Origin of the sequence: Methylobacterium terricola, from assembly GCF_006151805.1 — a bacterium.
In the GTDB taxonomy this organism is placed as follows: Bacteria; Pseudomonadota; Alphaproteobacteria; order Rhizobiales; family Beijerinckiaceae; genus Methylobacterium; species Methylobacterium terricola.
In genome coordinates this window covers 343434-370027 of record NZ_VDDA01000003.1, presented here as the reverse complement: position 1 = coordinate 370027, position 26594 = coordinate 343434, and the positions used below count along the sequence as shown (strand labels likewise).

The following is a 26594-nucleotide window of genomic DNA, read 5'->3' as shown; positions in this document are numbered from 1 at the left end:
CCCGAACGTTGGGCGGATCCGGAATCCGGGCTCCGTCTCCGCGGTCCCGGAATGACCTCGAGGGTGGAAGGCCATCGGGCAGACGCGCCGCTCAATGCCCTCCCACCGGCGCCTCGCCGCCGCGCTTCACGTTCTTGAGGATCATCGCCAGCGGCACCGCACAGGCCGAGACGATCGCCAGCGCCCAGAACACGTCGATATAGGCCAGGAACGCGGACTGGGTCTGGACCTGCTGGCCGATCCAGGCGATCGCCTGGTTCTGCGCATCGACCGTGCTGGCGCCGCGGGTCGAGAAGAACTGGGTCGCGGCGCGCAGGGTCTCCTGGTAGGCCGGCTCCGACGGGACGACGTGCTCGACGAGCCGGCTGGTGTGGAATTGCTGGCGATAGGCCAGGATGTTCTGGGCCAGCGACACGCCCATCGAGCCGCCGACGTTGCGGGCGACGTTGATCAGCGCCGAGGCCTGGTCGGTCTGGTCCTTGCTGATCCCCTCGTAGGAAGCGGCGGTGATCGACAGGAAGATCATCGGCAGGCCGAGGCCGATATAGACCCGCGACCAGACGAAGAATCCGAAATTGAGGTCGCCGTAGAGATTCGTCAGATCCACCATCGCGAAGGCGATGATCGTGGCGCCCGTGGCGATCAGGTATTTCGGCTGCACGTAACCCGAGATGCGGCCGATCACGAACATCATCAACGCGGTGACGATGCCGCCGGGAGACAGCGCGAGGCCGGCCCAGGTGGCGGTGTAGCCGAAATAATCCTGGAGCAGTTGCGGCAGGAACTGCGTCGTGGCGATCAGGATCGCGCCGGTCGCCAGCATCACCAGGAAGCACGAGCCGAACTGGCGCTGGCCGAGCAGCCGCAGGTCGACGACCGGGTTCTTGTGGTTCAGCTCCCAGGGGATCATCGCGACGAACGACACCACCATCAGGCAGGCGAAGACCACGATCAGGTTCGAGCCGAACCAGTCCTTGCGCTGCCCCTCGTCCAGAACGACCTCGAGCGAGCTGAGGAAGGTCGCCACCAGGAGGAAGCCGACGATGTCGAAGCGCACGCCCTCGCGGCGCAGGCGCTTCCTCTCCTCGACCGCCGATTTCGGATCCTGCACCAGCCACCAGATCAGGAACAGCGCGCCGGCGCCGATCGGGGCGTTGATGAGGAAGCACCAGTGCCAGGAATACTGGTCGGAGAGCCAGCCGCCGAGCGTCGGGCCGACCACCGGCGCGACCACGATGGCGACGCCGTAGAGGGCGAAGGCCTGGCCGCGCTTCTCCGGCGGGAAGGAATCGGCCAGGATCGACTGCGCCAGCGGCGCCATCCCGCCGCCGCCGAGCCCCTGCAGCACCCGGAAGAACAGCAGCGATTCGAGGCTCCAGGCGAAGCCGCAGAGGATCGAGGAAACGGTGAACAGCGCGATCGCCGCCATGAAGAAGGCTTTTCGCCCGTAGCGCTTGGCGAGGAAGCTCGAGGCGGTGAGCACGATCGCGTTGGCGACGAGGTAGCTCGTCACCACCCAGGCCGCCTCGTCGGGACCGACCGCGAGGCCGCCCGCGATGTAGCGCAGGGCCACGTTGGCGATGGTGGTGTCGAGCACCTCCATGAAGGTGGCGATCGCCACCACCATGGCGATGATCCAGGGATTGTGGTCGCCGGCGGCGCTGTCGGCGGGGCTCTGACCGCTCACGGCAGCCCCCTCAGCGGACCCGCACCGTCGGCACGACCGACATGCCGGGGCCGATCGACACGTCCTTCGGCCAGTTCTCGACCGTGATCTTCACCGGGATGCGCTGCACCACCTTGACGTAGTTGCCGGTGGCGTTCTCGGCCGGCAGCAGGCTGAAGGCGGTGCCGGAGCCCGGCTGGACCGAGGCGACCTTGCCGGTGATCTTGTGGTCCGGATAGGCGTCGATCTCGACGTCGACCGGCTGGCCCGGGCGCATGTCGGTGATCTGGGTCTCCTTGAAGTTCGCCGTGACCCAGATGTCGTCGGGCACGAACATGCTGAGCGCCTGCCCGGCCTGCGCGAACTGCCCGACCGCGCCGGTGAGGCGCACCACCCGGCCGGCTTGCGCCGTCGTGACGGTCGTGTAGCCGAGGTTGAGGTTGGCCTGCGCCTCCTGCGCCCGGGCCTGGGCGAGGCTCGCCTCGGCGCCGGCCTTCTGCGCCTGGAGCGAGCCGATCTGGCGCTGGGCCACCGTCACGGCGGCGTTGGCGCGGTCGACATTCGCCTGCTGCTGCTGCAGGTTCGAGGTCGATTGCTGCGATTGCTGCACAGAGCCGGCGCCGCGCTGGGCGAGGTCCTGGTAGCGGGCCGCGTCCTGCTTGGCGAATTGAAGCGCCGCCTTGGCCTGCTCGACCTGGGCCTGGGCTTCCTGGATGCTGCCGGCTTGCGCCCGGATCTGGGCGTCGAAACCCTGGATCTGCGCCACGGCCGACTGGATCTGCGCCCTCGCCTGCTGAAGCGCCACCTCGTAGTCGCGCTTGTCGATCTGGAACAGCACGGCGCCGGCCTCGACGTGCTGGTTGTCGGTCACCGGCACGGCGGTGACGTAGCCCGACACCTTGGGGGCGACCGCGAATTGCCGCGCATCGACGAAGGCGTCGTCGGTGCTCTCGTAGGGATGGACGTAGGTCAACCAGTACCAGTAGCCGCCGGCCGCCACGAGGAGGAGCGCGACCGCGCCGAGGACGAACCAGAGCGGGTGGCGCCGGATCAGGCTCGGCTTCTTCTGCTTGCCCTCGTCGCCCTGGTCGTCGGACGTCTTCCCGTCCGCATCGGCCTGCTTGCCCGCGGCCTCGTCCTGCGGCTCGTGCTCGCGAAGGGCGCGGGTATTCTCCCGGAGAGCGCGGGTGTTCTCGTCGCGCGCCGCATCCGTTCGCGTCACGACGGGCGCCGGCGCGTCCCGTCCCACCGGGGCCTCCGCCCGCGACTGATCGTCCAGCATGTCGTGAATTCCACGCGACGGCCCCGATCGGGGCCGGGCAAGGCGCCCGCCTCGGCTTGGAAGACGCAGGGGCAGAGGTGCGGGTTCCGCATTGCGGCAAAAAAGTCGGCCGGGGTCCGGGATGAAGTCCGATCGTGAATCGTCCTACGTGCTCACACGGGCGGAACGGCCGCGCTCGACCGACGTTCACCTGAGGCAGGCCGGACCTTGGCGGACCTCGTCCCGGAGGATGATCGCATGAGTACAGCTTCACCGCTCCCCAATACGCCGCGCGGCGGCGCCTCTCCCTACGGCAGCGCGGTCGATCCGCTCGCCCGCCTCAACGCGATGAGCGCGGTGCTGGCTCGCAACTGGTGGCTGATCGCGCTGCGCGGCGTCTTCGCGATCCTGTTCGGCGTCGTGGCGCTGATCGCACCGGGCGCCACGCTCCTGACGCTGGTGATCTTCTTCTCGGCTTACATGCTGGTCGACGGCATCGCCGAGATCGTCGCCGCGGTCCGGGCGGCGGAGCGGCACGAGCGCTGGGGCTACCTCCTGGCCGCCGGCCTCCTCAACATCCTGGTCGGCGTGCTCGCCTTCCTGATGCCGGGCAGCACCCTCGTCGCGTTCATCTATCTCATCGCCGCCTGGGCGCTGGTGACCGGCGCCCTGATGATCGCCGCCGCCTTCAAGCTCCACCTCGATCACGGCCGCTGGTGGCTGGGGATCGGCGGCGCCCTGTCGGTGCTGTTCGCGGTGGCGCTGATCGCGAGCCCGGTCCTGTCGCTTCTGGTGCTGACCTACTGGATGGGCGGCTACGCCATCGCCTTCGGGGCGTTCATGCTGGTCCTGGCCTTCCGGCTGCGCAGCCGGCATGTGGGCACCACCTCGGCGCCGGGCGGGACGATGCGGCCGGTCTGACAGGTGCGACGCCCCTGAACCCTCCCCCCTCTGCGGGGGAGGGTAGCGAACGGAGTGAGCGCAGCGGGACGAAAGTCCCGCCGGGAGGGGCAGCGCGACGCTGATCCAGGGGTTACCCTTCACAACGGCTCGGTCTTCTCCGGAAGCGGCATCCCCTCTCCCGCTCTGCTTCGCAGGGCACCCTCCCCCGCAGAGGGGGAGGGTTTTCGCGTTCAGGGACGGGGGCTCACCTCCGCCCCCACCGCCGCCAGCGCGAAGGCGTAGATCAGCGCCACCTCCTCCAGCCGGTCGAAGCGGCCCGCGGCGCCGCCATGCCCGGCCTCCATGTTGGTGCGCAGCAGCACCGGCCCGCCCCCCGTCATGGTGGCGCGCAGGCGCGCGACCCACTTCGCCGGCTCCCAATAGGTCACCCGCGGGTCGGTGAGGCCGCCGAGCGCCAGGATCGCCGGATAGGCCTTCGCCGCGACGTTGTCGTAGGGCGAATAGGACAGGATGGTCTCGAAGGCCTGGATGTCGGCGCCCGGGTTGCCCCATTCGGGCCATTCGGGCGGGGTCAGCGGCAGCTCGCCGTCGAGCATGGTGTTGAGCACGTCGACGAAGGGCACGTCGGCGACGATGCCGGCGAACAGCTCCGGCGCCAGGTTCGCCACCGCCCCCATCAGCATCCCGCCGGCGCTGCCGCCATGGGCGACGATACGGCCGGCCCCGGTGTAGCGGGCCTCGATCAGGGCGCGGGCGCAGGCGACGAAATCCGAGAAGGTGTTGGGCTTCCTCTCGCGCTTGCCGTCGAGGTACCAGCGCCAGCCCTTCTCGGTGCCGCCGCGGACATGCGCGATGGCGTAGACGAAACCGCGATCGACCAGCGACAGCGGGTTGGTGCGGAAGGCCGCCGACATCAGCGAGCCGTAGGAGCCGTAGCCGTAGAGGAGCAGCGGCGCGGTGCCGTCGAGGGGCGTGTCGCGCCGGTGCAGCAGCGAGATCGGCACCTGCTCGCCATCCGGCGCGGTCGCGAACAGCCGCCGGGTGACGTAGGCCGCCGGGTCGTAACCGCTCGGGATGTCCTGGCGCTTGCGCAAGGTCCGGTCGCGGGTGGTCGCGTGGTAGTCGTAGGTCTCGGCCGGCGTCGTCATCGAGGAGTAGCTGAAGCGGACGAGGTCGGTGTCGAAGGCGTGGCCCGGCGACAGGCCGAGGGAATAGGCCTCCTCGGCGAAGGAGACCGTGTGCTCGGCGCCGCTCTCGGCATCGCGGACGATCAGGCGCGGCCGGGCATTCTCCAGCTCCAGCCGCACGAGATGGCGGGCGAGCACGTGCTGGAAGCGGATCATCACCCCGGCGCGGTGCGGAATCAGGTCGCGCCAGTTGGCCCGGGCCGGGTCGGAGACCGGCGCCACCGCGATCTTGAAGTCCTCGGCGCCGTCGGCGTTGGTGAGCACGAACAGCTCGTCGCCGCGGTGCTCGACCGAGTAGATCAGCTTGGGCTCGCGCGGCGCCACGACCCGCAGGGCCGAGAAGGGCGTGGCGCGCTCGGCGAGGTGGACTTCCGAGGTCTCGTGGTCGTTGGCCGTCACCACCAGGTAGGTGCCGGACTGGGTCTCGCCGATGCCGACGAAGAAGCCCGCATCGTCCTCCTCGTAGACCGTCGCGTCGTCGCTCTGCGGCGTGCCGAGGCGGTGCAGCATCACGGTGGCGGGGCGGTGGTTCTCGTCGACCGCGACGTACCAGAAGGCACGGCTGTCGGCGCTCCACACCACGTCGCCGGTGGTGGCGAGCACCTGGTCCTCCAGATCGCGCCCCGTCGCGAGGTCGCGGACCCGGATCGTGTAGAGTTCGGAGCCCTTGGTGTCGGCGCTCCAGGCGACGAGGGCGTGGTCGTCGGAATGGGAGGCGTCCTCCAGGCTGAAGAAGGCGTGCCCCTCCCCTTCCCGGTCGCCGTCGATCAGGATCTGCTCGCCCTCGCCGGCGAGGTCCCCGACGAGGCCGGGGGCGACCGTGTCGGCCGGGCGGCGGCAGACCAGCGGGTGCTGCCCGCCCTCGCGATAGCGGGTGTAGTAGGCGAAGGGCCCGTCGAGGTCCGGGACGCTGCCGTCATCCTCGCGGATGCGCCCGCGCATCTCGGCGACCAGCGTCTCGCGCACGGCCGTGGTGCCGGCGAGCGCGGCCTCGGAGTAGGCGTTCTCGGCCTCGAGCAGGGTCCGGATCTCCGCCGGCAGGGCGGCGGGGTCCTTCAGCACGTCCTTCCAGTTCTCCGCCTTGAGCCAGGCATAGGGATCGGTCACCGCGCGGCCATGGACCGTGACGGTGACGGGCCGGGCTGGCGCCGTCGGCGCGGCGGCGGGCGGGCTCAGGCGAAGGGTCATGCGGCTCCCCGGAAGGTGGCGTCCGGCATGGATGTGCCGTCCCGGAGGGGCCGCCGCAAGGGGCCGACGAGGGCGGATGAGGTGTTACGCCGCCTCGATCACGCCGCCTCGATCATGCCGCCTTGGCCACGCCCTCGGCATCGGCCCGGATGCGGTCCATCATCGCGCGGGCGCCGTTCGAGCGCTGCGCCGTCAGGTGCTCGGAGAGGCCGAGGGTCTGGAACAGGCCGAGAGCGTCGGCCCGCGCCGCGTCCGAGGCGGTGCGCCCGTCGAAGAACGCGATCAGCACCGCCACCACGCCCTTGGTGATGTGGGCGTCGCTGTCGCCGAGGAAGTGCAGCCGGGGCTCGGGACCGGAGCGGTCGACCTGGGTCTCGAGCCAGACCTGGCTGACGCAGCCGCGCACCCGGTTGGCCTCGTTGTGGGCCTCCTCGGGCAGGGGCGGCAGCTTGCGGCCGAGCTCCATCAGGTATTGGTGGCGGTCGTCCCAATCGTCCAGGAACTCGAAGTTGGAGACGATCTCGTCGATGGGCGGCAGCATGGGACCTGACGGCGCGGTGAGGGGGATGAGACCCGGCATATAGGCGGGGCGGGCCTCGCCCGCCACCGCGCGGGCATCGCTCTCCCGTCTTAGGCCCGTCTCCCCGGCCCCGTCTCCCCGACCCTGTCTCCCCGGCCCTGTCTCCTCGACCGTCTCGCCTCAGCTCCTCGCCGGCAGCGTCAGGTCGAGGGGGGCATCCGGCGTGCCGGTGCCCGAGACCGCGATCTCGGCCTGGCCGGCATAGGCCGCGATCAGGCGCGGCCCCAGTCGCGGCACGCCGGCGGCCGGCTCGCCGGCGACGCCGCCCGAGGTGATCCGCACCCGGACCGGCTCGTCGGGCTCGCCCGCCGGCACCTCGACCCGGGTGACGCAGGCGGTGCCCTCGCCGGTGCTGTCGAGGCATTCGGCGACGATCTCGGCCAGGATCATGCCGAGCGCGTTGACGGTGCGTGGCTCGAGCAGCACGGAGCGGCCGGCCTCGACCGTGACGGCGATCCGCCCGGTCCGCCGCAGCTGGCTCAGGCCCTCGGCGAGGCGCGTGAGGTAGTCGGCGAGATCGACGCTGGCGATCTGCGGCGCCTCGTGCAGGTGCTGCTGCACCAGGGCGATCGCCCGCACCCTTTGCCCGAGCGCGTCGAAGGCCGGGCGGCAGGCGGAGGCCGCGGCGCGGCCATAGAGCCCGATCAGGCTGACCGTGACCTGCAGGTTGTTGCGCACCCGGTGGTAGATCTCGGCGAGCAGCGCCTCCTGCTCGGCCAGCGCCCGGGCGGCCTGCTCCTCGGCCTCCTTGCGCTCGGTGATGTCGAAGCACGAGCCGGCGAAGCCCGTGAAATCCTCGCCCTCGTGCAGCGGATAGGCGTGGCCGTGGACCCACCGGAAGGCGCCGTCGTGGCGGCGCAGGCGGTACTCGCCGCTGTGCGGCTCGCGCGTCGCGTAGGCCGCCGCCACGGCGGCCTCGTGGGTGGCCCGGTCGTCCGGGTGGAGCCCGTCCTTCCAGCCGTGTCCCAGCTCGTCCTCCGCGGCACGGCCGCGGAACGCCATCCAGGCCGGGTTGACGTAGATCACGCGTGCCTGCGCGTCGGCGCGCCAGATCATCAACCCGGCGCCCTCGGCGAAGCTGCGGAACGCCGCGTCCGGCAATGCTGTGTCCGCGGCCATGATTCTTACCTGCTCCCCGTCGCCGATCACACCCCATCAGGGCCGGTCAACGTGCCGGGAGGGGCGCCGTTCCGGAGGCCGTCAAAGGAAAAAAGTCTCGCGTTCAGCGCCGGTTGAGGGCGAAGCGGCCGGGACCGACGGCGGCGATCATCAGGAGGCCGCCCACGATCGAGAGGTTCTTCATCGCCTGGATCTGGTTCAGCCGTGCGGCGTCACCCGACATCGACCAGAAATTGTGGAAGAAGACGATCGTCGCGAGGGTGAAGCCGGCGAGCAGCACGGACGCGGCGCGGGCGTAGAAGCCCAGCGCGATCAGGAGGCCGAGGCCCAGCTCGGCCGCGATGGTGAGAGAGGCCAGCACCTGCGGGTAGGGCAGGCCCTTGCCCGCCACCGTGCTCACGACGGCGGCCGGGTTCATCAGCTTCTGGGCGCCGGAGACGCAGAACAGGACCACGACGAGGAGGCGGGCAACACTGAACACGGCTTGGCTCATCGGGACCTCCGGGGTTGAACGGAGCCCGTTGGACGGCTTGGCCGCAGAACAGTCAAGCTTGGTGTTAGTGCCCGATCGCCACCACCCGGAACGTCAGCGTCCCCCGGTCCAGTCCGCCGGATGCGGACGGGCCCCCGCCGGCATCGCCTCGCCGGGCTGGAAGCGGGCGAGCTCGGCGGCGCGGGCGTTGATCCAGCTGGAATGCAGCCCGACCGGGGTCACGGCGGTGAAGCCGCCGCAGGCGGTGCGGACCCGGCCCTGCTGGGCCGCGCCGCTCGACCAGCTCACCACGCCGACGAGCTGGTAGCCGCCGGGGGTGACGCGCAGGATCGGCCCGCCGGAATCGCCGAGGCAGGCGCCGGCACCGGCGGTCTCGGCGAGGGTGTTCCGGTCGGCCACCACCGTGACGGTGTTGGCGACCTGCAATTCGCCCAGCGAGACGAGGCGGGCCTGGCGCAGCACCCGGGCGCTGCCGCGGCGGTTCTCCGCCACCACGCCGTAGCCGGCGATCGCCACGCTGTCGCCCTGCGGGATCTCGCCGCCGTCGCGCAGGTCCAGGGGGCGGAAATCGGGGCCGAGGCGCTCGCTGAGCTTCAGGATGGCGAGGTCGGTGCCGGGCTGGTTCTCCGGCGTGGTTCCGGGCACGAAATCCGGGTGCATCGACGCTGCGATCGCCTGCAGGCGGCGCTGGCGGAAGCCGCGGTCGACGACCACGACCCAGTACCCGGCCTTGCGCATCACGCAATGGGCGGCGGTCAGCACGAGGTCGGGGGCGATGAGCGAGCCGGAGCACATCTCGCCGGTGGTGCTCTCGATCCGCACCACCGAGCTGCGCAAGCCGTCGGGATCGCGGGTCACCTCGCCGCGCACCACGGCGCCGGCGGTGCCGCTCCACAGGCCGAGGGGCGCGGCCACCGCGAGGGCGGCCAGGGCGGAACGGAGGCGGGACAGGGAGACGCGCATGAGACCACCCTAGAAGCGTGCGGCCACGCTCGACAAGTGAAGTCTCGCGCCATGGGTGCGGTTCCGCACCGGTAGGTCGCCGGACCGGGAACGAAGCCGTGAGCGCCGGGACCGAAGGCGGCTCACTCCCAGCGCGCCGGAGCGCCCCATTCCGCGGTCGTGCGGGCGATCCAGGCCCGCTGCGGCCCGACCAGCACGCCCTGCGAGATGCCGCCGCACGGAGTCTTGCCGGCCCCGCTCGCCCAGGTGGTCACCGCCAGGACGGCACCGGCCGCGCCGACGATCGGCCCGCCCGAATCGCCCTCGCAGGCGCCGGAGGCCGCGGATCCCGACATCCCGGGCCCCTTGAGCCAGACCAGGATGCGGCTCGGGCCGTAGGGCTCGACCAGCGGCAGGGTCGCGGTACGGAAGGTGCCGGTGCTGCGGTGGTCGCCCGGCCGCGCCACGCCGTAGCCGCCCAGCGTCAGCGGCGTGCCGGCGCCGACCTGGGCCTCGGTGAGCGCCGCCGGGACGAAGCGGGCCGGCAGGGCCGTCTCGGTGCGCAGGAGCGCGAGGTCGATCGAGCGCCGCCGCCCGGCGATGGCCCCGGCATCGTAGCCCGGATGCACCGCCCGGGCGGCGACCCCGAGGAGCACCGGCGCCCCGGCCTCGTCGCGGTAATGCACCCGGTGCTCGGCTCCGGGGGCGGCGCAATGGGCGGCGGTGAGCACCACGTCGCGGGCGAGCACGATGCCGGTGCAGACCCCGCCGCGGGACGACAGCACCATCACGCTGGAGCGGGCGAGCGCCGCATCGGGCGCCTCGGACCCGCCGACGACCGCCCGCGCGGGGGTGGCGAGGGCGAGGAGGGCGGCGAGGAGAGGGATGGCGGGGCGGATCACGTCGCTCTCGGGGAAGCGGGGCCGGAATGCCCCTGCCCTGCCCGATCCGGCGCGGGAGGTCCAGGGCGACGAGCCGCGATGCCCGGTGGATCTGCGCGGCCCGACGATCGTCCGGCGTTGGTCGACACCCCGAAGTCACCGTCCGCTGCCGCCCCAGCCGGGCGCTCGGTTTACGGCCTCGTCGCCTCCGGCGCGATCCATTCGATGGCCGCGCCGTGCGGTTCAGTCCAGGCGACAGGATTCCGATTCACCGACATGAGAAACCGTCCAGGAGATCCCGGCTGGTCGATCCCCGTCGAGAGATCAGGCATGACGCGCGGAGATTCGTTGCAGATCCAGTATGAGCAGAGAGGCGTCACCGTGTCCGCGAAGGCTCGCCGCTCGTCGTGATCCGAGACGTAGGCCAGCACCGCCGTATGAAACACGACCAGCGTTGCATCGGCGGGCGCTTCCCGGCACAGCGCAGCCATGGCCCCGCTGGTCAAACTCCCTGCGACCACGCGGGGCTTCCGGGCGGCCGCCACGCGCAACGCACCACGAAGGCCGTCCAGCCGCTCCGTCCGTTCTGGCCAGACCAGCGTCTCGAGCCAGGACGATTGCTCCGAATCGGCAGCGTCCAATGGATTGAGATCCAGCCCGGCTCGCCACGCGATCCGCGGCATCCGCGTCGGAATAGGTGTTTCGGGACTCGCAGCGCAGCGAAATACCGGGAAGGTGCCGTCTCCAACCTCGGGCCGGATGATACCGGTGCCGAAGTCGTAGCCGTAGAAGTCCGGCAGCAGGCACAGGCCAGCCGAGGCGCCGACTTCGATCAGGGCGAGCGGCTGCGGCAGCTGTGCCAGGATCGGCAGGAGCAGCGCGCAGCGCGCAGGTTCGTTTGTCTGTGTCGAGCGCGACAGCATGAGAGAGCGTATCTCCTCGGCATTGCCGAGCAGGCGGCGCTTGAAGTCGCTGAAATCCTCGGGGACGCCCTCCAGGGAGCGCACGGCGGCAAATAACAGATTGGGTTGCTGCTTCGCGGGTGGGAGCGCCGACAGGAAGCCGATGACCTCCGCGTCCTGCGCAGTGCCCCGGGCCAGGGCCTCGTAGAGCGGCGAACGCCCCCGTGCCTCGTTGTCCGCAAACCTCGTGTACCGTTCGGATAGGCTGCCTGGGACGGGGCTGGCCGGAGACATGAAGGGCCCGTTGTCTTGAGGAACGCCAGGATTGTGACGATGGCGGGCATGACGGCAACCACTCTCCGATGCCGAAGGCCCGCCCCGGCCCTCAGCGCCCCCCAAGGTCAAGTCGGCTGGGTGCGATCCCGGTCTTTGCCGTTGCAGCGCATTCGACGGCGGATCGGCCCCACGTGAACCTTGCAAGGAGTGCTCCGGGTCGAGTCCGGCCACCCTACACAGTCATGCCCCGCGCCTCGAGGTCCCGCCTCAACCCGTCGGCCGACGTGAAATGATGGGCCTGAAGTCCCGCCGCCCGCGCGCCCGCGACGTTCTCGGCGAGATCGTCCACGAACAGCACCGCCGACGGCCTCGCACCGAGGCCTGCCAGACAGCGGTGGAAGCAGGTCACGTCCGGCTTTGCCGCGCGAAACGACGCCGATGCATAGATATGCGCCCCGAACAGAGGACGGAGCTCCGGGCAGACGACGTCGATATGCGCGGTCAGCAACTCCGAGTTGTTCGTTAGGATCGCGACGGCCTTCGAAGCGCGCAGCCGCTCGACCAATGCGAGCATCCGATCGTCCGGCGCGACCGAGGCGCGGCGCGCGTCCAGCCACTCCGTCAGGCTGATCGGATATCCGATCCGGTCTCCGAAGGCCCGAAGATAGTCCTGCGGCGCAAGGGCCCCGCTATCCCCCAGCCACTCGAGGCCGCTGTCCCAGATCGCGGCGTGGATGGTGTCGGCAGGAATGCCGGTGATCCCCGACAGGTGTTCGACGCGCAGGCGACGGTCGTAATGGTAGAGCACGTTGTCGAGGTCGAACAGGACGAGCTCGATGTCGTCGACCATGCTCACAGGCTCCCCACGCACCGGCGACCGTGAGGAAGGGCAGCTCACCCGACCTCGCCGACGGTATCGGGCGCGGTCTCGCAACACCTGTCAAGCTCGCCGATCAGGGCTCCGTCATCGCGACCGAAGCCGGAACCAGCCGCGGCGGCGCGGCCGCGGCGTCCGGTGGCGCCAGCGCCACCGAGGGCGGCACCGGGCCGAGGCAGCCGGTGCAGACCGAGGCGATCGCCCGGTTGGCCCGGGCGGTGATCCGGGCCTCGAACGCCTCCCGGGCCGCGGCAGCCCGCGCGGCGGCGGCGAGGCGCGCCGCCTCCGCCTCGCGCGCCGCGTCGGCCGAGGCGGTGCCCGGGCCATCCTCCGGCGGCTCGTCGCGCGGGCGGATGCGCAGCAGCAGGGGAGCGCCCGTCGCGGCGGCGAGAGAGACTGGCTCCGGCGTCGCGTCCCGCGCGGAAGCAGGACCGGCGAGGCACAAGGCGGCGAGGAACGGGATCGCGACGGGGCGCACAAGCCTCTCCCTGGTGGCGGCCGGCAGGGTCGGACGGCGCGGTGAACGCAGCCTTAACCATAACGGAGCCGGGGCCGGATCGGTTCATCCGCGGCGTGCGCGCCACGATCGAGGGTGGCGCGGCCCCGACGGCACACGAGGATGTGACCGGATCGGCCCCCAAAAACCCGGCACTTTCGCATTCAGGGTGCATTCAGTGCCCGGCGACGATGGTCCCCGGCATGCGTCATCTCGTTCTCCTCCTGCTCCCCGCCCTGGTCGGCCTCGCCGGCGCTTCGGGCTGGCTCGCGGCCGCGGAGGAGCGGGACGAGACCGCCACCGGGGCGGTGACGCCTCATCCGGTCAGGGCCGCAGAGACCACCCAGACCTGCCTCTCCCCCGGCGACCTGCGCGAGGCGGTGGCGGAGAAGCGGGTGGTCGAGCCGGTGGCGGCGATCCGCGCGGCGCGGGCCGCCGTGCCGCGGGCCGACATCGTGCGGGCCAATCTCTGCCGCCGGGACGAGGCGCTCGTCTACATGCTGACGGCCTTGCGCAAGGACGGCCAGTTCGTGCACGTGATGGTGGATGCCCGGTCGGGACAGGTCGCCGGTCAATGGTGACAAGAACACTTGGGTGATACGAAGACTTGGATGATGCGGGGACTCGGGTGACCGGTCCAGGGTCGGTGATGAAGGGGTTCGGGTCGTGCGTCTGCTCGTGGTCGAGGATGACCGGGATCTCAACCGCCAGGTCGTGAGCGCCCTGGAGGAGGCGGGCTACGCCGTCGACAAGGCGTTCGACGGCGAGGAGGGCGCGTTCCTCGGCGAGACCGAGCCCTATGACTGCATCATCCTCGACATGGGCCTGCCGAAGGCCGACGGCGTGTCGGTGCTGTCGGGCTGGCGCCGGGCGCAGGTGAAGACGCCGGTCATCATCCTCACCGCCCGCGACCGCTGGAGCGACAAGGTCAACGGCTTCGACGCCGGCGCCGACGACTACGTGACGAAGCCGTTCCACATGGAGGAGCTGCTGGCCCGGGTCCGCGCGCTCCTGCGCCGCACCGCCGGCCACGCGACGAGCCAGATCAGCGCCGGCCCGGTGGTGCTCGACACCCGCTCCGGCCGCGTCTTCGTCGACGGCAGCCCGGTCAAGCTCACCTCGCACGAGTACCGGCTGCTCTCCTACCTGATGCACCATACCGGCCGGGTCGTCTCCCGGGCCGAACTGACCGAGCACCTCTACGACCAGGATTTCGACCGCGACTCGAACACCATCGAGGTCTTCGTCGGGCGCCTGCGCAAGAAGCTCGCGGTCGACCTGATCCAGACCGTGCGCGGCCTCGGCTACCTGATCGACGCGGGCGCCGGCGGAAAGCAGCCGTGACCGGCCCCGGCCGGGCGGCGGCCGACGCGCCGGTGCCGGCCGCCGAGACCGGGCTCGCCGGCGGGGTCGCCCCGGCCTCCCCACGCCGCTGGCCCGGCTGGCGACCGTGGCGCAAGCGCTCGATCGCGGTGCGCCTCGCGGTCTCGGCGCTGATCTCCAGCGCCCTGATCCTGCTGATCGCCGGCCTGATCCTCTCGACCCTGTACCGCGAGACCACCGAGCGGGCCTTCGACAGCCGGCTCCTCGTCTACGCCAACGATCTCGCCACCAACCTCGTCTCGCCCTCCGATTCCGAGGCGCGCAACTTCGGGGCGCTCGGCGACCCGCGCTTCGACCTGCCCCTGTCGGGCTGGTACTGGCAGGTCGGCCGGCCGAATGCCCGGCCGCGGGACCTGCGCACCTCGCGCTCGCTGGTCGGCGTGCCGCTCCAGCCCCCGGACGACGCGGTCGGCGAGGCCGGCGCCGGGCAGTTGCGCAAGGGCTACGGCAAGGCGCAGGACGACCGGCCGTTGCGCATCATCGAGCGCACCGTCGATCTCGGCGAGGAGGGCCGCTACATCGTCCGCGTCGCCGGGCCCTCCGACGAGATCGACGCCGACATGCGCCGCTTCACCCTGGCGCTCACCACCACCTTCGCGCTGCTCGGCCTGTCCCTCGGCCTCACCACGCTCCTGCAGATCCGCTTCGGCCTGGCACCGCTGATCAAGCTGCGGGCGGCCCTCGGCGCCATCCGCCGCGGCGAGGCCGACCGCATCTCGGGCGAGTATCCGCGCGACATCGCGCCGCTTGCCGGGGAGGTGAACCTGCTCCTCGAGACCAACCGGGAGATCCTGGAGCGGGCCCGCACCCAGGTCGGCAACCTCGCCCACGCGCTGAAGACCCCGTTGAGCATCATCGTCAACGAGGCCTCGGCGGGGGACGCCAACAGCGAGCTCGCCGTGAAGGTGCGCGAGCAGGCCGCGGTGATGCGCGACCAGGTGAACTACCACCTCGACCGCGCCCGCGCCGCGGCGCTCGCCGGCGCGCTCGGCACCTTCACCGACGTCGAGCCGGTGGTGGCAGCGTTGGTGCGCACCTTCGGCAAGATCTTCTACGACAAGGACCTGGCCTTCGAGACCAGCGTCACGCCGGGCCTGCGCTTCCGCGGCGAGCGGCAGGATTTCGAGGAGATGATCGGCAACCTCGTCGACAACGCCGCCAAATGGGCCCACAGCCGCGTCTCGATCCGCGCCGAGGTGATCGGCCAGGGCGAGTACCCGCACCTCATCGTCACGGTGGAGGATGACGGGCCCGGCCTGCCGCCGGAGGCCCGGGTCGCCGTGCTGGCCCGCGGCCGGCGCCTCGACGAGACCAAGCCCGGTTCGGGCCTCGGCCTCTCCATCGTCTCCGACCTCGCCGCCCTGTATCGCGGACGCCTGCGCCTCGACGCGGCCACCCTCGGCGGCTTAAGGGCAGTGATCGAGGTACCGGGGGATGCGAGCCCGGCGGCGCAGGCCTGACGGCCGCGCCTGAGGAACGGGAACGTCAAGGCCGGCATGATCCTGCAGCGGAGCGAAGCGTTCTACGGCCGGGCCGAGGTGCGGGCCGGCCGGCCGGCCCTGCGCCTGGTCGAGAACGCCCATTACCTCACGCGCGTGCCCCACCTCGACAAGGTGCCGGTGATCTTCGATGCCGCCGGCCGGATGGTGCCGGAATCCCTCGACCACCACAGCGGCGACCGCACCCCGACCTGGCAGACGATCGCGTGGCCGGAGGGCCAGGGTCCGGTGACCGAGGAGGCGCCGGAGGGCCCGACCCTCTATGTCGGGGCGATCCACCCGCATTACGGCCACTTCGTCATCAATACCCTGGCGCGGTTCTGGCCGCTCCTCGACCTGCACGACGGGGGCCTGCGCCCGACCCTGCTCTGCCACGGGCCGGGGCTCGACGCCGACTGGAGCGCCACCCCGTTCATCCCGGAAATCCTCGGCCGGCTGGGCCTCGGCGTGATGGACCTCGCCTCGTTCGGCCGGCCGATGCGGATCCCCACCCTCCTCGTGCCGCAGGCCGCGTTGCAGCAGGACGATTACGCCTTCCCGATCCTCGCCGAGCTGTGCCGGGAGATCGGGCGCGGCTACTACGCCCCCGAGGAGATCGATGCCGACCCGCAACCGGTCTACCTGTCGAAGACGCGCCTGACGAACGGCGTGCGGCGCTTCGCCAACGAGGAGGCGGTGACGGACGTGCTGGCTGCCGCCGGAGTGCGGATCGTCCACCCGGAGCTCTTGAGCTTTCCCGAGCAGGTGCGCCTGTTCGCCCGCCACCGGGTCGTCCTCGGCGCCAACGGCTCGGCCTTCCACACCCTGCTCTTCGCCCCCCCGGGACGGCGGGTGATCGCCATCGCCGACCGGCTCAAGCTGAGCGCGACCTACCGGCTGATCGACCTCATCACCGGCACGCAGGCGCATTACTACTACCCGGTCGGGACGAGCAGCCGTGCCGGCGACGGCTTCACCGTCAACTTCGTGCTGCGGGAGCCCGAGACGGTGGCGGCGGAGCTCCTCGACAAGATCGCCCGCATCGATTCCTTGCGCGAGGGCGACCTGCGCGCCGATCCGGGCTCCTGGCACCTCTCGCCGGCCATCCCGCCCCTGCCGCCCCGGCCCGGGCGATGGCCGGCCCTGCTGGAGCGCCTGCGCGGGACGCGGCCGGGGACCGGCTGAACGGCCGTTCCCCTCCGGCAGGGAGTGCGCTAATTCCTGTCCCTCCTCCGGAGCGACCAGACCGATGCCCGACCTCGACGCGATCGCCGCCCGCCACGGCGTCGGCCTAGACGCCGTCCGCCACCTCCTCGACGCGCTCGCCCGCGGCCATGGCCGGATGGCGCAGTTCAACCATCCCGACCTCGGCGGCATGGGCCAGTGGAGCGCCGGCGGGATGACGATGATCGGCGACATGTTCAATTCCGGCCTCAAGGCCCGGGTCGTGGCGCTCTGCGACGAGCTGGCGCCGCTGGCCGGCGACCGGCCGGCGGAGAGCCGGGGATCCTCGGGCCAGCAATCCTGGGGGCAGCAATCCTGGGGGCAGGGATTCTCGAGCCAGGGCTTCGGCGGGTCCTGGTGGCCCGAGGGCCTGGGCCATCCGGCGACCTCCGGCTCGCAGAACGACGCCCGCTACGCCTTCTTCCCCGAGGCCCGGCGCCTCGCAATCGAGACCGGCGGCCGGGTGACGCTCTACGATACCGGCGACCATCAAATCGGCGGCGTCTCGCAGCAGCAGGGTTCGTCCTATACCCTGAGCTTCACCAGCCAGCACGGCCCGGTGCGGCTGGACGAGCTGCCGGTGGTCGGAGCCCCGGGCCAGGAGGCGAGCCCGGCGCCGCAGGCGGCTGCGCCATCGCTCGCGCGGGAGCCCGAGCCCGCTGCTCCGGCATCGCCGGCTCGCCCGGCCGATGCGCCGTCCGGGGACGTGGTCGGGATGATCGAGCGCCTGTCGGAACTGCACCGCAAGGGTGTGCTGACCGAGGCCGAGTTCTCGGCGAAGAAGACAGAACTGCTGGCGCGGTTGTAGGCGAAGGATCCTGTCGCCGGGACGGCACCGCTCCCGCGTCATCCCGGGGCCGCGCTGCGGAACCCGGGATCCCTCGCCGGTGACGTCCACGGGCCACGCGGACGACCTCCGGCCCATCGTCCAAGCTCAGCGGCATGGATCCTGGGCTTTCGGCTACGCCGAGCCCCGGGAGGACCGAGAGGGTTGGGATCGCTCACCTTGCATCGAAGGTCGTCCCGACCTCGTCGTGCAGCCAGCTCTCAGCCGATGCCCCCCGTTGCGGCCGCCCCCTCCCGCGGAGCACGTGAGACGAGCCGGTCACCCGGCCACCGCACTCCACCCATACTCCTCCGCCGCCGCCACCCTCCGGTGGAAGGCGAGCCGGCGGTCGTATTCGAGCGGGTCCTTCGGCTTCACCAGGGCGCCGGGCGGCACGTTGAGCCAGTCGACGAGGCGGGTCAGCATGAAGCGCAGGGCCGCGCCGCGGGCGAGCAGCGGCAGGGCCGCGACCTCGCGGGGTTCGAGCGGACGCACCGCCTGGTAGGCGGCGATCATCGCCTGGCCCTTGGTGCGGTTGAACGCGTAATCGGCCTCGAAGCACCAGGCGTTGAGGCAGATCGCCAGGTCGTACGCGAAGGAATCGGTGCAGGCGAAGTAGAAGTCGATCAGGCCCGACAGCTCGTCGCCGAGGAAGAACACGTTGTCGGTGAACAGGTCGGCGTGGATGACGCCGCCGGGCAGGTCCTGCGGCCAGGATTCCTCCAGCAGCGCCAGGTCCTGGCGGGTGCGGGCGGCAAGGCCCAAGGCGACGCTGTCGGCTTGCGCCTCCGCCGCCTCGAAGAGCGGACGCCAGCCCGCGACCGAGAGGGCGTTCGGCCGCCGCATCGCGAAATCGGATCCGGCGGCGTGCAGGCCGGCGAGGGCCGCGCCGAGCGCCCGGCAATGCCGCACCTCCGGCCGGCGCACCGAGACGCCCTCCAGGAACGACACGATGACCGCGGGCCGGCCGCAGAGCGTGCCGAGGGTGGTGCCGTCGCGGGTGCGGATCGGCTGCGGGCAGGCAAGGCCGTTCGCGGCCAGATGCTCCATCAGGCCGAGGAAGAACGGCAGGTCGTCCAGCTTCACCCGCTTCTCGTAGAGCGTCAGGATGTACGAGCCGGTCGTGGTGTGGAGGATGAAGTTGGTGTTCTCCACCCCCTCGGCGATGCCCTTGTAGGACAGGAGATCGCCGATCTCGTAGGCGGCGAGAAAGGCGGCCAGCGCCTCGTCCGGAACCTCGGTATAGACCGCCACGGCCGTTCTGCTTCGCTCTGGAAATGGATGGAGATGACGGGACGCCGGCGCTCCGAATAAAGGCGCGGTCCCCCTCTCCCGTGATGGGAGGGGGGACCGCGCCTCATTCTGCAAACCGACCGGCGGAAGGAACCGACCTTATTCGGCCGCCTCGCTGCGCAGCTCGCGCGGCAGCGGGAAGACCATGTCCTCGGTCGTGGTCGAGACGGTGTCGACCGTGACCTCGTAGCGGGTCGCGAAGGCGTCGATGATCTCCTCGACCAGCACCTCGGGGGCCGAGGCGCCGGCGGTGAGGCCGAGCCGCCGGATGTTGGAGAAGGCCTCCCAATCCAGGTCCTCGGCGCGGTTGACGAGCCGGGTGATCGGGCAGCCGACCCGCTCGGCGACCTCGCGCAGGCGCTGCGAGTTCGAGGAGTTCGACGAGCCGACGACGATCAGCGCGTCGACGAGCGGAGCGACCTGCTTCACCGCCTCCTGGCGGTTGGTGGTGGCGTAGCAGATGTCGTCCTTGTGCGGGCCGACGATCTTCGGGAACTTGTGCTTCAGCGCCTCGACGATGTGGTGGGTGTCGTCGACCGAGAGGGTGGTCTGGGTCACCCAGGCGAGGTTGTCGCGGGTCTCGGGCTCCAGGGCCTCGATCTGCTCGATGTCCTCCACCAGGGTGATCGAGCCCTTGGGCAGCTGGCCCATGGTGCCGACGACCTCCGGGTGGCCGGAATGGCCGACGAGCAGCACGTGGCGGCCGCGCTTGTGGTGGATCTCGGCCTCGCGGTGGACCTTGGTCACCAGCGGGCAGGTCGCGTCGATGGTGGTGAGACCGCGGGCGACGGCGTTCTGCGGCACGGTCTTCGCCACGCCGTGGGCGGAGAAGATCACCGGGGCCTTGCCGTCCGGCACCTCGTCGAGCTCGGCGACGAAGACCGCGCCTTTGCGCTTCAGGCTCTCGACCACGTACTTGTTGTGCACGATCTCGTGCCGCACGTAGACGGGTGGCCCATAGAGGGCGAGGGCCCGCTCGACGACGTCGATGGCCCGCACCACGCCGGCGCAGAAGCCGCGCGGCGCGCAGAGGAGGATCTCGAGGGGCGGCTTCGCGGGCGCGGCGGCACCGGCGTCGGTCTGGTTCACGGAGGCGCTCATGATCCGGGATGTGGCGAGGCGGGGCGGTCCCTGTCAACCTCTTGTGCCACGCAATCGCGCCGATCCAAAGCGCGCGCGAGCGACAGCTCCCCTGCGGCCGATGCGTGCCCCACCCGCGAGCGGGCCGCGAACCCGCATTAGGCCGATGGCCGCGATCGGGGTAAGGGAGGGCTTAAGCCGACCTCGAACCCGGGAGATCTCCGCGCGATGGCGACCGCCGCCGACCACGCCAGCTTCCTTCCGCCGGTCCTGACCTTCCTGTCCGCCGCGGTGATCGGCGTGCCGATCTTCCGCCTGCTCGGGCAGAGCGCGGTGCTCGGCTACCTCGTGGCCGGCGTCGTCATCGGCCCGTCGGGACTGTCGCTGATCACCGAGCCGGAGACCGCCCGCAGCGTCTCGGAACTCGGGGTGGTGCTCCTGTTGTTCATCGTCGGGCTGGAACTGGAGATCTCGCGGCTGATCTCGCTCCGGCGCGACATCCTGGGGCTCGGCACGCTGCAGCTCGGGCTCTGCGCCCTGGCGCTCGGGGGCCTCGGCTTCCTCACCGGCCTGTCGGGCGGGGCCGCCACGGTGATCGGCATCGCGCTCGCCCTCTCGGCGACCGCGGTCGCCTTGCAGCTCCTCGAGGAACGGCGCGACCTCGCGGCGCCTTACGGCCAGCGGGCCTTCGCGGTGCTGCTGTTCCAGGACCTGTCGATCGTCGGCATCCTGGCGCTCCTGCCGCTGATCGCCCAGACCGGGACGGGAGCGGGAGGCGAGGCCTGGCTCGGCGCGGCGTTGCAATCGGCCGGCACGGCGGTCGCGGCGGTGATCGGGGTGGTGCTGGTCGGCCGCTACGGCCTCAACCCGTTCTTCCGCCTGCTCGCCGCCAGCGGCGCCCGCGAGGTGATGACGGCAGCGGCGCTCCTCGTCGTGCTCGGCACCGCGCTCATCATGGAGGAGGTCGGGCTGTCGATGGCGATGGGGGCGTTCCTCGCCGGGCTGCTGCTCGCCGAATCGAACTTCCGCCACCAGCTCGAGGCCGATATCGAGCCGTTCCGCGGCATGCTGCTCGGCCTGTTCTTCATGAGCGTCGGCATGTCGATCGACCTCGGCCTCGTGGCGCAGAACTGGCTCGGCCTCACCGCCGCGACCGTGGCGGCGATCCTGATCAAGGTCGCGCTGGTCGCCGGACTGTTCCGGCTGTTCGGCTCGTCCTGGATCGACGGCTTGCGCGGCGCCGCCGTGCTGGCGCCGGCGGGCGAGTTCGCCTTCGTGCTGCTGCCGGTCGGCCAGGAGCTCGGCCTCGTCGACGGGCCGTCGGGGCGGCTCGCCATCGCGCTCGCCGCCATCACCATGCTGATCGGGCCGATCGGCGCCAAGGTCCTCGACGGCGTGCTGGCGCGGCGCACCACCGCCCCGCTCGAACCGGAGCCGGAGGCGATCGAGGGCGCCGAGGCGCGGGTGCTGGTGATCGGCTTCGGCCGCTTCGGCCACATCCTCAACCAGGTGCTGCTGGCGCAGGGCCTGAGCGTCACGGTGATCGACAAGGACGTCGAGCAGATCCGCAGCGCCGCCCGCTTCGGCTTCCGGGTCTATTACGGCGACGGCACCCGCCTCGACGTGCTGCGCTCCTCGGGCGCCGGCAAGGCCGAGGTGGTGTGCATCTGCATCGACGACGCGGAAGCGACGCTGAAGATCGTCGACCTCGTCCACGCCGAGTTCCCGGCCGCCCGCACCTACGTGCGGGTGTTCGACCGGGTCCAGGCGATCGAGGCGATGGGCCGCGACGTCGATTACCAGATCCGCGAGACCTTCGAATCGGCGCTCGCCTTCGGCCGCGCCACCCTGGAGGCGCTGGGCCTCTCGTCCGAGGAGGCGGCGCGCACGGTCGACGACGTGCGCAAGCGCGACCTCGCCCGGCTGGTGCTGCAGCAGGCCGGCGAGCCCCTCGACCGCGCCGACCCCTTGCGCAGCCTGGTGCGGATCAAGCCCGAGCCCCTGACCGCGCCGCTCCACGCCTCGCACGGCCTCAACCCGGAGACCGAGGACATCATCGCCCGCGAGCGGGCCGGCGCCGATGGGTGAGGCGCCGCGCTCCGCCGGCGCTCCGCCCGCCCATTTCGTCACCGGCTCGACGCTGCGCCACGTCGTGGTGATGGGGGCGACGGGCTCGCTCGGCCTGATGGCGATCTTCGTCGTCGACCTCCTGTCGCTGCTCTACATCGCGCGGCTCGGCGACCCGGTCCTGACGGCGGCGGTGGGCTTCGCCACCATCGTCCAGATCTTCGCGGTCTCGATCAATATCGGTATGATGATCGCGGTCGGGGCCCTGGTCTCGCGGGCGCTCGGTCGCGGCGATGTCGGGGAGGCGCGCCGTCTCGCCGCCTCGTCCTTGGTGCTGGCGGTGGCCGCCTCCGCGCTCGTGACGGCGCTCCTGCTGCCGCTGCTGGGGCCGTTCCTGACCCTGATCGGCGCCAGCCCCGAGACGGTGCCGGCGGCCCGGACCTTCCTGTGGATCGCCCTGCCGTCGAGCCTGCTGATGGCGCTAGGCATGGGGTTCTCGGGCGTGCTGCGGGCGGTGGGCGACGCGCGGCGCGCCATGAACGTGACGCTCGCCGGCGCCGCCGTCACCGCCCTGCTCGATCCGCTGCTGATCTTCGGCCTCCATCTCGGCGTCGAGGGGGCGGCCGTCACGATCGTCATCGCCCGCCTCGCCTTCGCCTGGGTGGGATATTCCGGCGCGGTCCGGGTCCACCGGATGGTGGCGCGGCCGAGCCTTCCGGCGGTCGTGGCGGATGCCGGGCCGATCCTGCGCGTGGCGCTCCCCACCGTGCTCACCAACCTCGCCCCCCCCGTGGCGAGCGCCTTCCTCGCCCATGTCATGGCGGGGTTCGGCACCGCGACGGTCGCCGGCAACGCCGTGGTCGACCGGATGGTGCCGGTCGCCTTCGGCGGGCTGTTCGCGCTCTCGGGCGCCGTCGGGCCGATCCTCGGCCAGAACTGGGGCGCCGGCTGCTTCGACCGGATGCGGGCGACCTTGCGCGACGCCGCGCTCGTCACCGGCCTCTACATCGCGGCGGTCTGGCTCGCCCTTCTCCTCGGCCGCGGTCCGCTCACCGCCCTGTTCGGGCTTTCGGGCGCCGGCGCCGACCTCCTCGGCTTCTTCTGCCTCGCCGGCGGGGCGATCTGGTTCTTCAACGGGCTCCTCTTCCTGGGGAACGCCTCGTTCAACAATCTCGGCTTCCCGCTGACGGCCAGCGCCCTCAACTGGGGCCGGGCGACGCTGGGCACCATGCCGACGGCCTGGCTCGGCGCGCGCCTCGCCGGACCGGAAGGAGCGATGGCCGGGATGGGCATCGGCTCGGCCCTGTTCGGCGTGGTGGGGCTGGTGCTGGCGTTCCGGGTCGTGGGGGTGCTGGAGCGGCGGGAGGTAGTGACAAATCCCGACGCTGACACGGAGCCGCCCAGCGAAGGACAGGGGCGGGCGCCGTCACAGCCGACCGGCACGCCCTTGCAGGACGCGACCTCCGATCCGTGACGAGCGCCGCTGCGGCACTGGAGATGACGGAAAAACAAGAACGTGAGCAGAGATGCACCATGCAGCTCGCTGGCTTTCCGACGGAGATCCCGGCGGCCCGACCGGCGAGCCGCGCGGGCGCCCCGGGGTTCCCACGCCCTCCCCTGCACCGCACGCGTCATTTCGCACCGGACGCGCATCGCTCGACATCGCACACTGACGTCTGATTCGGTCTGGCCGACGACGCTGACCGGATCCATGCCGGAGGGCAACGATGGCCGCATCCACCCAGGCTGCCACCCCGGAGGGGATGCCGACGGACCTCGCGACCGTCCCCCGCGCCGTGCTGGAGGCCGACCCCCACGCCGTGCTCGCGCGCCATCGCGCCGCCGTGCCGTGCATCCGGACCGACGACGGCGCCGTCATGGTGCTGCGGGCGCGTGACGTGCAGGCCCTCGTCACGGATCCGCGCACGCGGCAGGTCGAGACGGAATTCGCGCGGCTGCGCGGCATCACGGCGGGGCCGCTGTTCGAGTTCTTCCGGCAGACGGTGCTCCTGTCGAACGGCGAGGTTCACCGGCGCCGGCGCGCCCCGATCGCCCGGACCTTCGCGTTCCAGGTCGTGGCGTCCTTGCGCCCCCGCATCCGCGACCTCGCCGAGGCGCTGCTGGCCGAGCACCAGCCCCGTGGCCGGATGGACCTGCTCGCCGACTACGCCGCGCCCCTCCCCGCCCGGGCGATCGCGCTGATCCTCGGCCTGCCCGCGCGCGACGTGCCGGACTTCACGGCGTGGGTCTACGCGATGTCCCGCGCCCTTACCTCGGCCTGGACCCCCGCGGAGTACCCCGAGGCCGACGAGGCGGCGCGCCGGCTCCTCGGTTACGTCGAGGATCTCGTCGCGGAACGCCGCCGCGCCCCGCGGGACGACCTGATCTCGGCCCTGCTGCCGTCGATCGACGAGGACGATCCGGAGGCCGCCGCGGAGGCGCGCATGCAGATCGTCTCGCTGATCGTGGCGGGCAGCGACACCACGCGCGCGGCGCTGGCGATCCAGACCGGCCTGCTGCTCGCCCACCGGTCGCAATGGGAGGCGGTCTGCCGCGACGAGGGGCTGATCCCGGGCGCGGTGGCCGAGGCCCTGCGTTTCGAGCCGGCGGTCGGGTCGTTCCCGCGCTTCGCCCTGTCCGACATCCCGCTCGACGGCGCCGTGCTGCCCGCGGGCGCCCTGCTCTCCCTCTCGACGCTGTCGGCGATGCGCGACCCGGCCCTCTACGCGGATCCGGACGTCTTCGACATCCGCCGGACCGACCATCCGCGCTGGCACATGGTGTTCGGCGGCGGCGTGCATCGCTGCCTCGGCGAGGCGCTGGCCCGCATCGAGCTGGAGGAGGGCCTGCGTGCGCTCACGCGCCGGCTCCCCGACCTGCGCCCGGATCGACCGCTGACCGTCCGCGGCTCGGCGGCGATCCGCCGTGTGGACGAGCTGCCGGTGTCGTGGCCCGGGGGGGAGGGCTCGGCCGAGGCCGAACGGTCGGCGCCTGCGCGAGCGGGCTGGCCGATGTGAAACCCTCCATCGTCATCGGCGGCTCGCTCGAACAGGCGCTGATGCCCTCACTTCGCGCCGTCGAGCTCCGCGACGCCGCTGTTGCGGTCGGCATACGCCGCCTGGAATGCCGGGCGCGTCTGCCAGCGCCGCCAGAGCGCATCGATGTGCTCGAACCGCTCGTCGAGCGGCGTCGCGTTCACCGGGAACTTCGAGAACGCCACCGCCGTCGCCAGGGTGATGTCCGAGAAGGTCGGCTGCTCGCCGCCGAGCAGCCAGTCGCGACCGTCGGCGAGGTGCCGGTCGACGAGCCCGGCATGGGCCAGCGCCTCCTTGCGGCAATGCTCGCCCCAGGCCGGGTTGTGGGTCAGTTCGAGCTTCGGCCCGAGGCCCTGGTGCATGACGTGGAACATCGTGGTGATGCGGTAGAGGATGTGGACCCAGATGCGGTTGTCCCACATCGCGTCGAGGCCCTGTTCCATCGGCGTCTCGCCCATGATGCGGCGCCCCGGGACGCTCTGGTCGAGGTAGCGGACGATCGCGGCGGTCTCGGACAGGATGCTGCCGTCGGCGAGGCGCAGGGTCGGCGTCTCGCCCCACGGGTTCATCTTGAGGTGGCGCCACTGCCGCTGCTCGCCGCCGGGCGCCATGTCGTAGACGTGCTCCTCGAATTGGTCGGCAATGCCCTTCTCGTGCAGGAACAGGCGCAGGCGCTGCGGATTCGGGAAGGCCGAGGGCGAGGTGAAGAGGCGGGGCTTGTCCGTCATCGGGGCATCCTCGTGATCATCTATCTGTCGTCAGGTAGGTGGCGGAGACATAGGGGCTTCACGCCCCGCCTGTCAAAGCCTATCTATCGTCAGGTAGCGAGGGATCGGGGATGGCCGGCGACACCAGGGAGCGGATCATGGAATCCGCGCGGCTCACGGTGCAGGATCTGGGCTATGGCGGCCTGAGCTTCCGCGAGCTGGCCAAGGATGTCGGCATCAAGAGCGCGAGCATCCACTACTACTTCCCGACCAAGGGGGATCTGGGCGAGGCGATCCTCGGCCGCTACATCGACCGCTATGCGGCCTTCCTGGAGGGTTTGCTGGAGGCGGGCACCGAACCCGGCGCCCTGATGCGCCACTACACCGATATGTTCCGGGCCACGCTCCTGAACGGCAACCGCCTGTGCCTCGCCGGGATGCTGTCGGCGGAGCGCAACGAGCTTCCGGCCGAGATCTGCGCCGAGATCCTCCGGTGGGGCGAGATGAACGAGAGCTGGATCGCCCGGGTGCTGGCGCTCCAGGGCACCGGCGATCCGGCGGACTTCCGGCCGCGCGCCGCGGCCGTGTTCGCGGCGGTGTCGGGCGCGCAGATGATCGCGCATGGCCGCCACGACGTCGCCCTCTATGACGACGTCGTGGCGGCCTACCGTGCGAGCGGCCTCATCCCGTGAGTCCGGCCGCGGTCCTTCGTCGGTCGGGCCGCGAACGG

At 71.4% G+C, this 26594-nt stretch carries 24 protein-coding genes; 10 read left to right on the top strand and 14 right to left on the bottom strand.

The window, feature by feature from the left end:
* Positions 1-91 precede the first annotated feature (91 nt).
* Positions 92-1687 carry a DHA2 family efflux MFS transporter permease subunit gene (locus tag FF100_RS09080; protein ID WP_425463296.1) on the bottom strand — a complete coding sequence of 532 codons (1596 nt, stop codon included), beginning with the start codon at positions 1685-1687 and terminating at the stop codon, positions 92-94.
* Between the two features lie 10 nt (positions 1688-1697).
* On the bottom strand, positions 1698-2948 hold the full coding sequence (locus FF100_RS09075; protein WP_139035291.1) for an HlyD family secretion protein: 1251 nt from the start codon (positions 2946-2948) through the stop codon (positions 1698-1700).
* Between the two features lie 237 nt (positions 2949-3185).
* Here FF100_RS09075 and FF100_RS09070 point away from each other — a divergent pair, with 237 nt between their 5' ends.
* The gene (locus FF100_RS09070) at positions 3186-3848 is read left to right on the top strand and encodes an HdeD family acid-resistance protein (RefSeq protein WP_139035289.1); all 663 of its coding nucleotides are present in this window, start codon (positions 3186-3188) and stop codon (positions 3846-3848) included.
* 212 nt (positions 3849-4060) lie between these two features.
* Here FF100_RS09070 and FF100_RS09065 read toward each other — a convergent pair whose 3' ends face one another.
* The 9 genes from FF100_RS09065 to FF100_RS09025 form a co-directional block, all read right to left on the bottom strand.
* Positions 4061-6205, bottom strand: coding sequence for a S9 family peptidase (locus FF100_RS09065; RefSeq protein WP_139035287.1), 2145 nt, complete (start codon positions 6203-6205; stop codon positions 4061-4063).
* 112 nt (positions 6206-6317) lie between these two features.
* Entirely contained in the window at positions 6318-6746 is a 429-nt protein-coding gene (locus FF100_RS09060; protein ID WP_139035286.1) for a SufE family protein, read from the bottom strand.
* A gap of 159 nt (positions 6747-6905) precedes the next feature.
* Positions 6906-7904, bottom strand: coding sequence for a sensor histidine kinase (locus FF100_RS09055; protein ID WP_139035284.1), 999 nt, complete (start codon positions 7902-7904; stop codon positions 6906-6908).
* 103 nt (positions 7905-8007) lie between these two features.
* Entirely contained in the window at positions 8008-8397 is a 390-nt protein-coding gene (locus FF100_RS09050) for a DoxX family protein (protein ID WP_139035282.1), read from the bottom strand.
* Between the two features lie 93 nt (positions 8398-8490).
* Positions 8491-9360, bottom strand: coding sequence for a S1 family peptidase (locus tag FF100_RS09045; RefSeq protein WP_139035280.1), 870 nt, complete (start codon positions 9358-9360; stop codon positions 8491-8493).
* A 122-nt stretch (positions 9361-9482) separates the two neighbouring features.
* The gene (locus FF100_RS09040) at positions 9483-10241 is read right to left on the bottom strand and encodes a S1 family peptidase (protein ID WP_139035278.1); all 759 of its coding nucleotides are present in this window, start codon (positions 10239-10241) and stop codon (positions 9483-9485) included.
* A gap of 170 nt (positions 10242-10411) precedes the next feature.
* Positions 10412-11416, bottom strand: coding sequence for a DUF2332 domain-containing protein (locus FF100_RS09035; protein WP_139035276.1), 1005 nt, complete (start codon positions 11414-11416; stop codon positions 10412-10414).
* Between the two features lie 214 nt (positions 11417-11630).
* On the bottom strand, positions 11631-12248 hold the full coding sequence (locus tag FF100_RS09030; protein WP_139035274.1) for an HAD family hydrolase: 618 nt from the start codon (positions 12246-12248) through the stop codon (positions 11631-11633).
* A gap of 103 nt (positions 12249-12351) precedes the next feature.
* Positions 12352-12753, bottom strand: a complete 402-nt coding sequence (locus FF100_RS09025; RefSeq protein ID WP_139035272.1) for a hypothetical protein — start codon at positions 12751-12753, stop codon at positions 12352-12354.
* Positions 12754-12974: 221 nt separating this feature from the next.
* On the opposite strand from FF100_RS09025, the gene FF100_RS09020 reads away from it, so the two are divergent.
* From FF100_RS09020 to FF100_RS09000, 5 genes are all read left to right on the top strand, one after another.
* On the top strand, positions 12975-13352 hold the full coding sequence (locus FF100_RS09020) for a PepSY domain-containing protein (RefSeq protein ID WP_139035270.1): 378 nt from the start codon (positions 12975-12977) through the stop codon (positions 13350-13352).
* An 85-nt stretch (positions 13353-13437) separates the two neighbouring features.
* A complete protein-coding gene (locus FF100_RS09015) occupies positions 13438-14115 on the top strand; it encodes a response regulator transcription factor (protein WP_109970532.1) in 678 nt (225 codons plus the stop codon).
* A complete protein-coding gene (locus FF100_RS09010) occupies positions 14112-15614 on the top strand; it encodes a sensor histidine kinase (protein ID WP_246101980.1) in 1503 nt (500 codons plus the stop codon). The genes FF100_RS09015 and FF100_RS09010 overlap by 4 nt, the downstream gene beginning before the upstream one ends.
* Positions 15615-15650: 36 nt before the next feature.
* Positions 15651-16817 (top strand): glycosyltransferase family 61 protein, encoded by a 1167-nt coding sequence (locus FF100_RS09005; RefSeq protein WP_139035268.1) that lies wholly within the window; start codon positions 15651-15653, stop codon positions 16815-16817.
* A 64-nt stretch (positions 16818-16881) separates the two neighbouring features.
* Complete coding sequence (locus tag FF100_RS09000; protein WP_139035267.1) at positions 16882-17664, top strand: SHOCT domain-containing protein; 783 nt, start codon at positions 16882-16884, stop codon at positions 17662-17664.
* A 297-nt stretch (positions 17665-17961) separates the two neighbouring features.
* Here FF100_RS09000 and FF100_RS08995 read toward each other — a convergent pair whose 3' ends face one another.
* Together FF100_RS08995 and ispH are read right to left on the bottom strand one after the other, a co-directional pair.
* Positions 17962-18936, bottom strand: coding sequence for a homoserine kinase (locus tag FF100_RS08995; RefSeq protein ID WP_139035265.1), 975 nt, complete (start codon positions 18934-18936; stop codon positions 17962-17964).
* 138 nt (positions 18937-19074) lie between these two features.
* Positions 19075-20076, bottom strand: coding sequence for a 4-hydroxy-3-methylbut-2-enyl diphosphate reductase (ispH, locus tag FF100_RS08990; protein WP_139035263.1), 1002 nt, complete (start codon positions 20074-20076; stop codon positions 19075-19077).
* A 207-nt stretch (positions 20077-20283) separates the two neighbouring features.
* Here ispH and FF100_RS08985 point away from each other — a divergent pair, with 207 nt between their 5' ends.
* From FF100_RS08985 to FF100_RS08975, 3 genes are all read left to right on the top strand, one after another.
* Complete coding sequence (locus FF100_RS08985) at positions 20284-22143, top strand: monovalent cation:proton antiporter-2 (CPA2) family protein (protein WP_139035261.1); 1860 nt, start codon at positions 20284-20286, stop codon at positions 22141-22143.
* Complete coding sequence (locus FF100_RS08980; RefSeq protein ID WP_139035259.1) at positions 22136-23596, top strand: MATE family efflux transporter; 1461 nt, start codon at positions 22136-22138, stop codon at positions 23594-23596. Before FF100_RS08985 ends, FF100_RS08980 begins: the two co-directional genes overlap by 8 nt.
* A gap of 253 nt (positions 23597-23849) precedes the next feature.
* On the top strand, positions 23850-25139 hold the full coding sequence (locus FF100_RS08975; protein WP_139035257.1) for a cytochrome P450: 1290 nt from the start codon (positions 23850-23852) through the stop codon (positions 25137-25139).
* 47 nt (positions 25140-25186) lie between these two features.
* On the opposite strand, the gene FF100_RS08970 is transcribed toward FF100_RS08975, so the two are convergent.
* Positions 25187-25885 (bottom strand): glutathione S-transferase family protein, encoded by a 699-nt coding sequence (locus FF100_RS08970; RefSeq protein WP_139035255.1) that lies wholly within the window; start codon positions 25883-25885, stop codon positions 25187-25189.
* Between the two features lie 137 nt (positions 25886-26022).
* Between FF100_RS08970 and FF100_RS08965 the strand changes: the two genes are divergently transcribed.
* Positions 26023-26556, top strand: coding sequence for a TetR/AcrR family transcriptional regulator (locus FF100_RS08965; protein ID WP_246101979.1), 534 nt, complete (start codon positions 26023-26025; stop codon positions 26554-26556).
* The last annotated feature ends 38 nt before the right edge of the window (positions 26557-26594 follow it).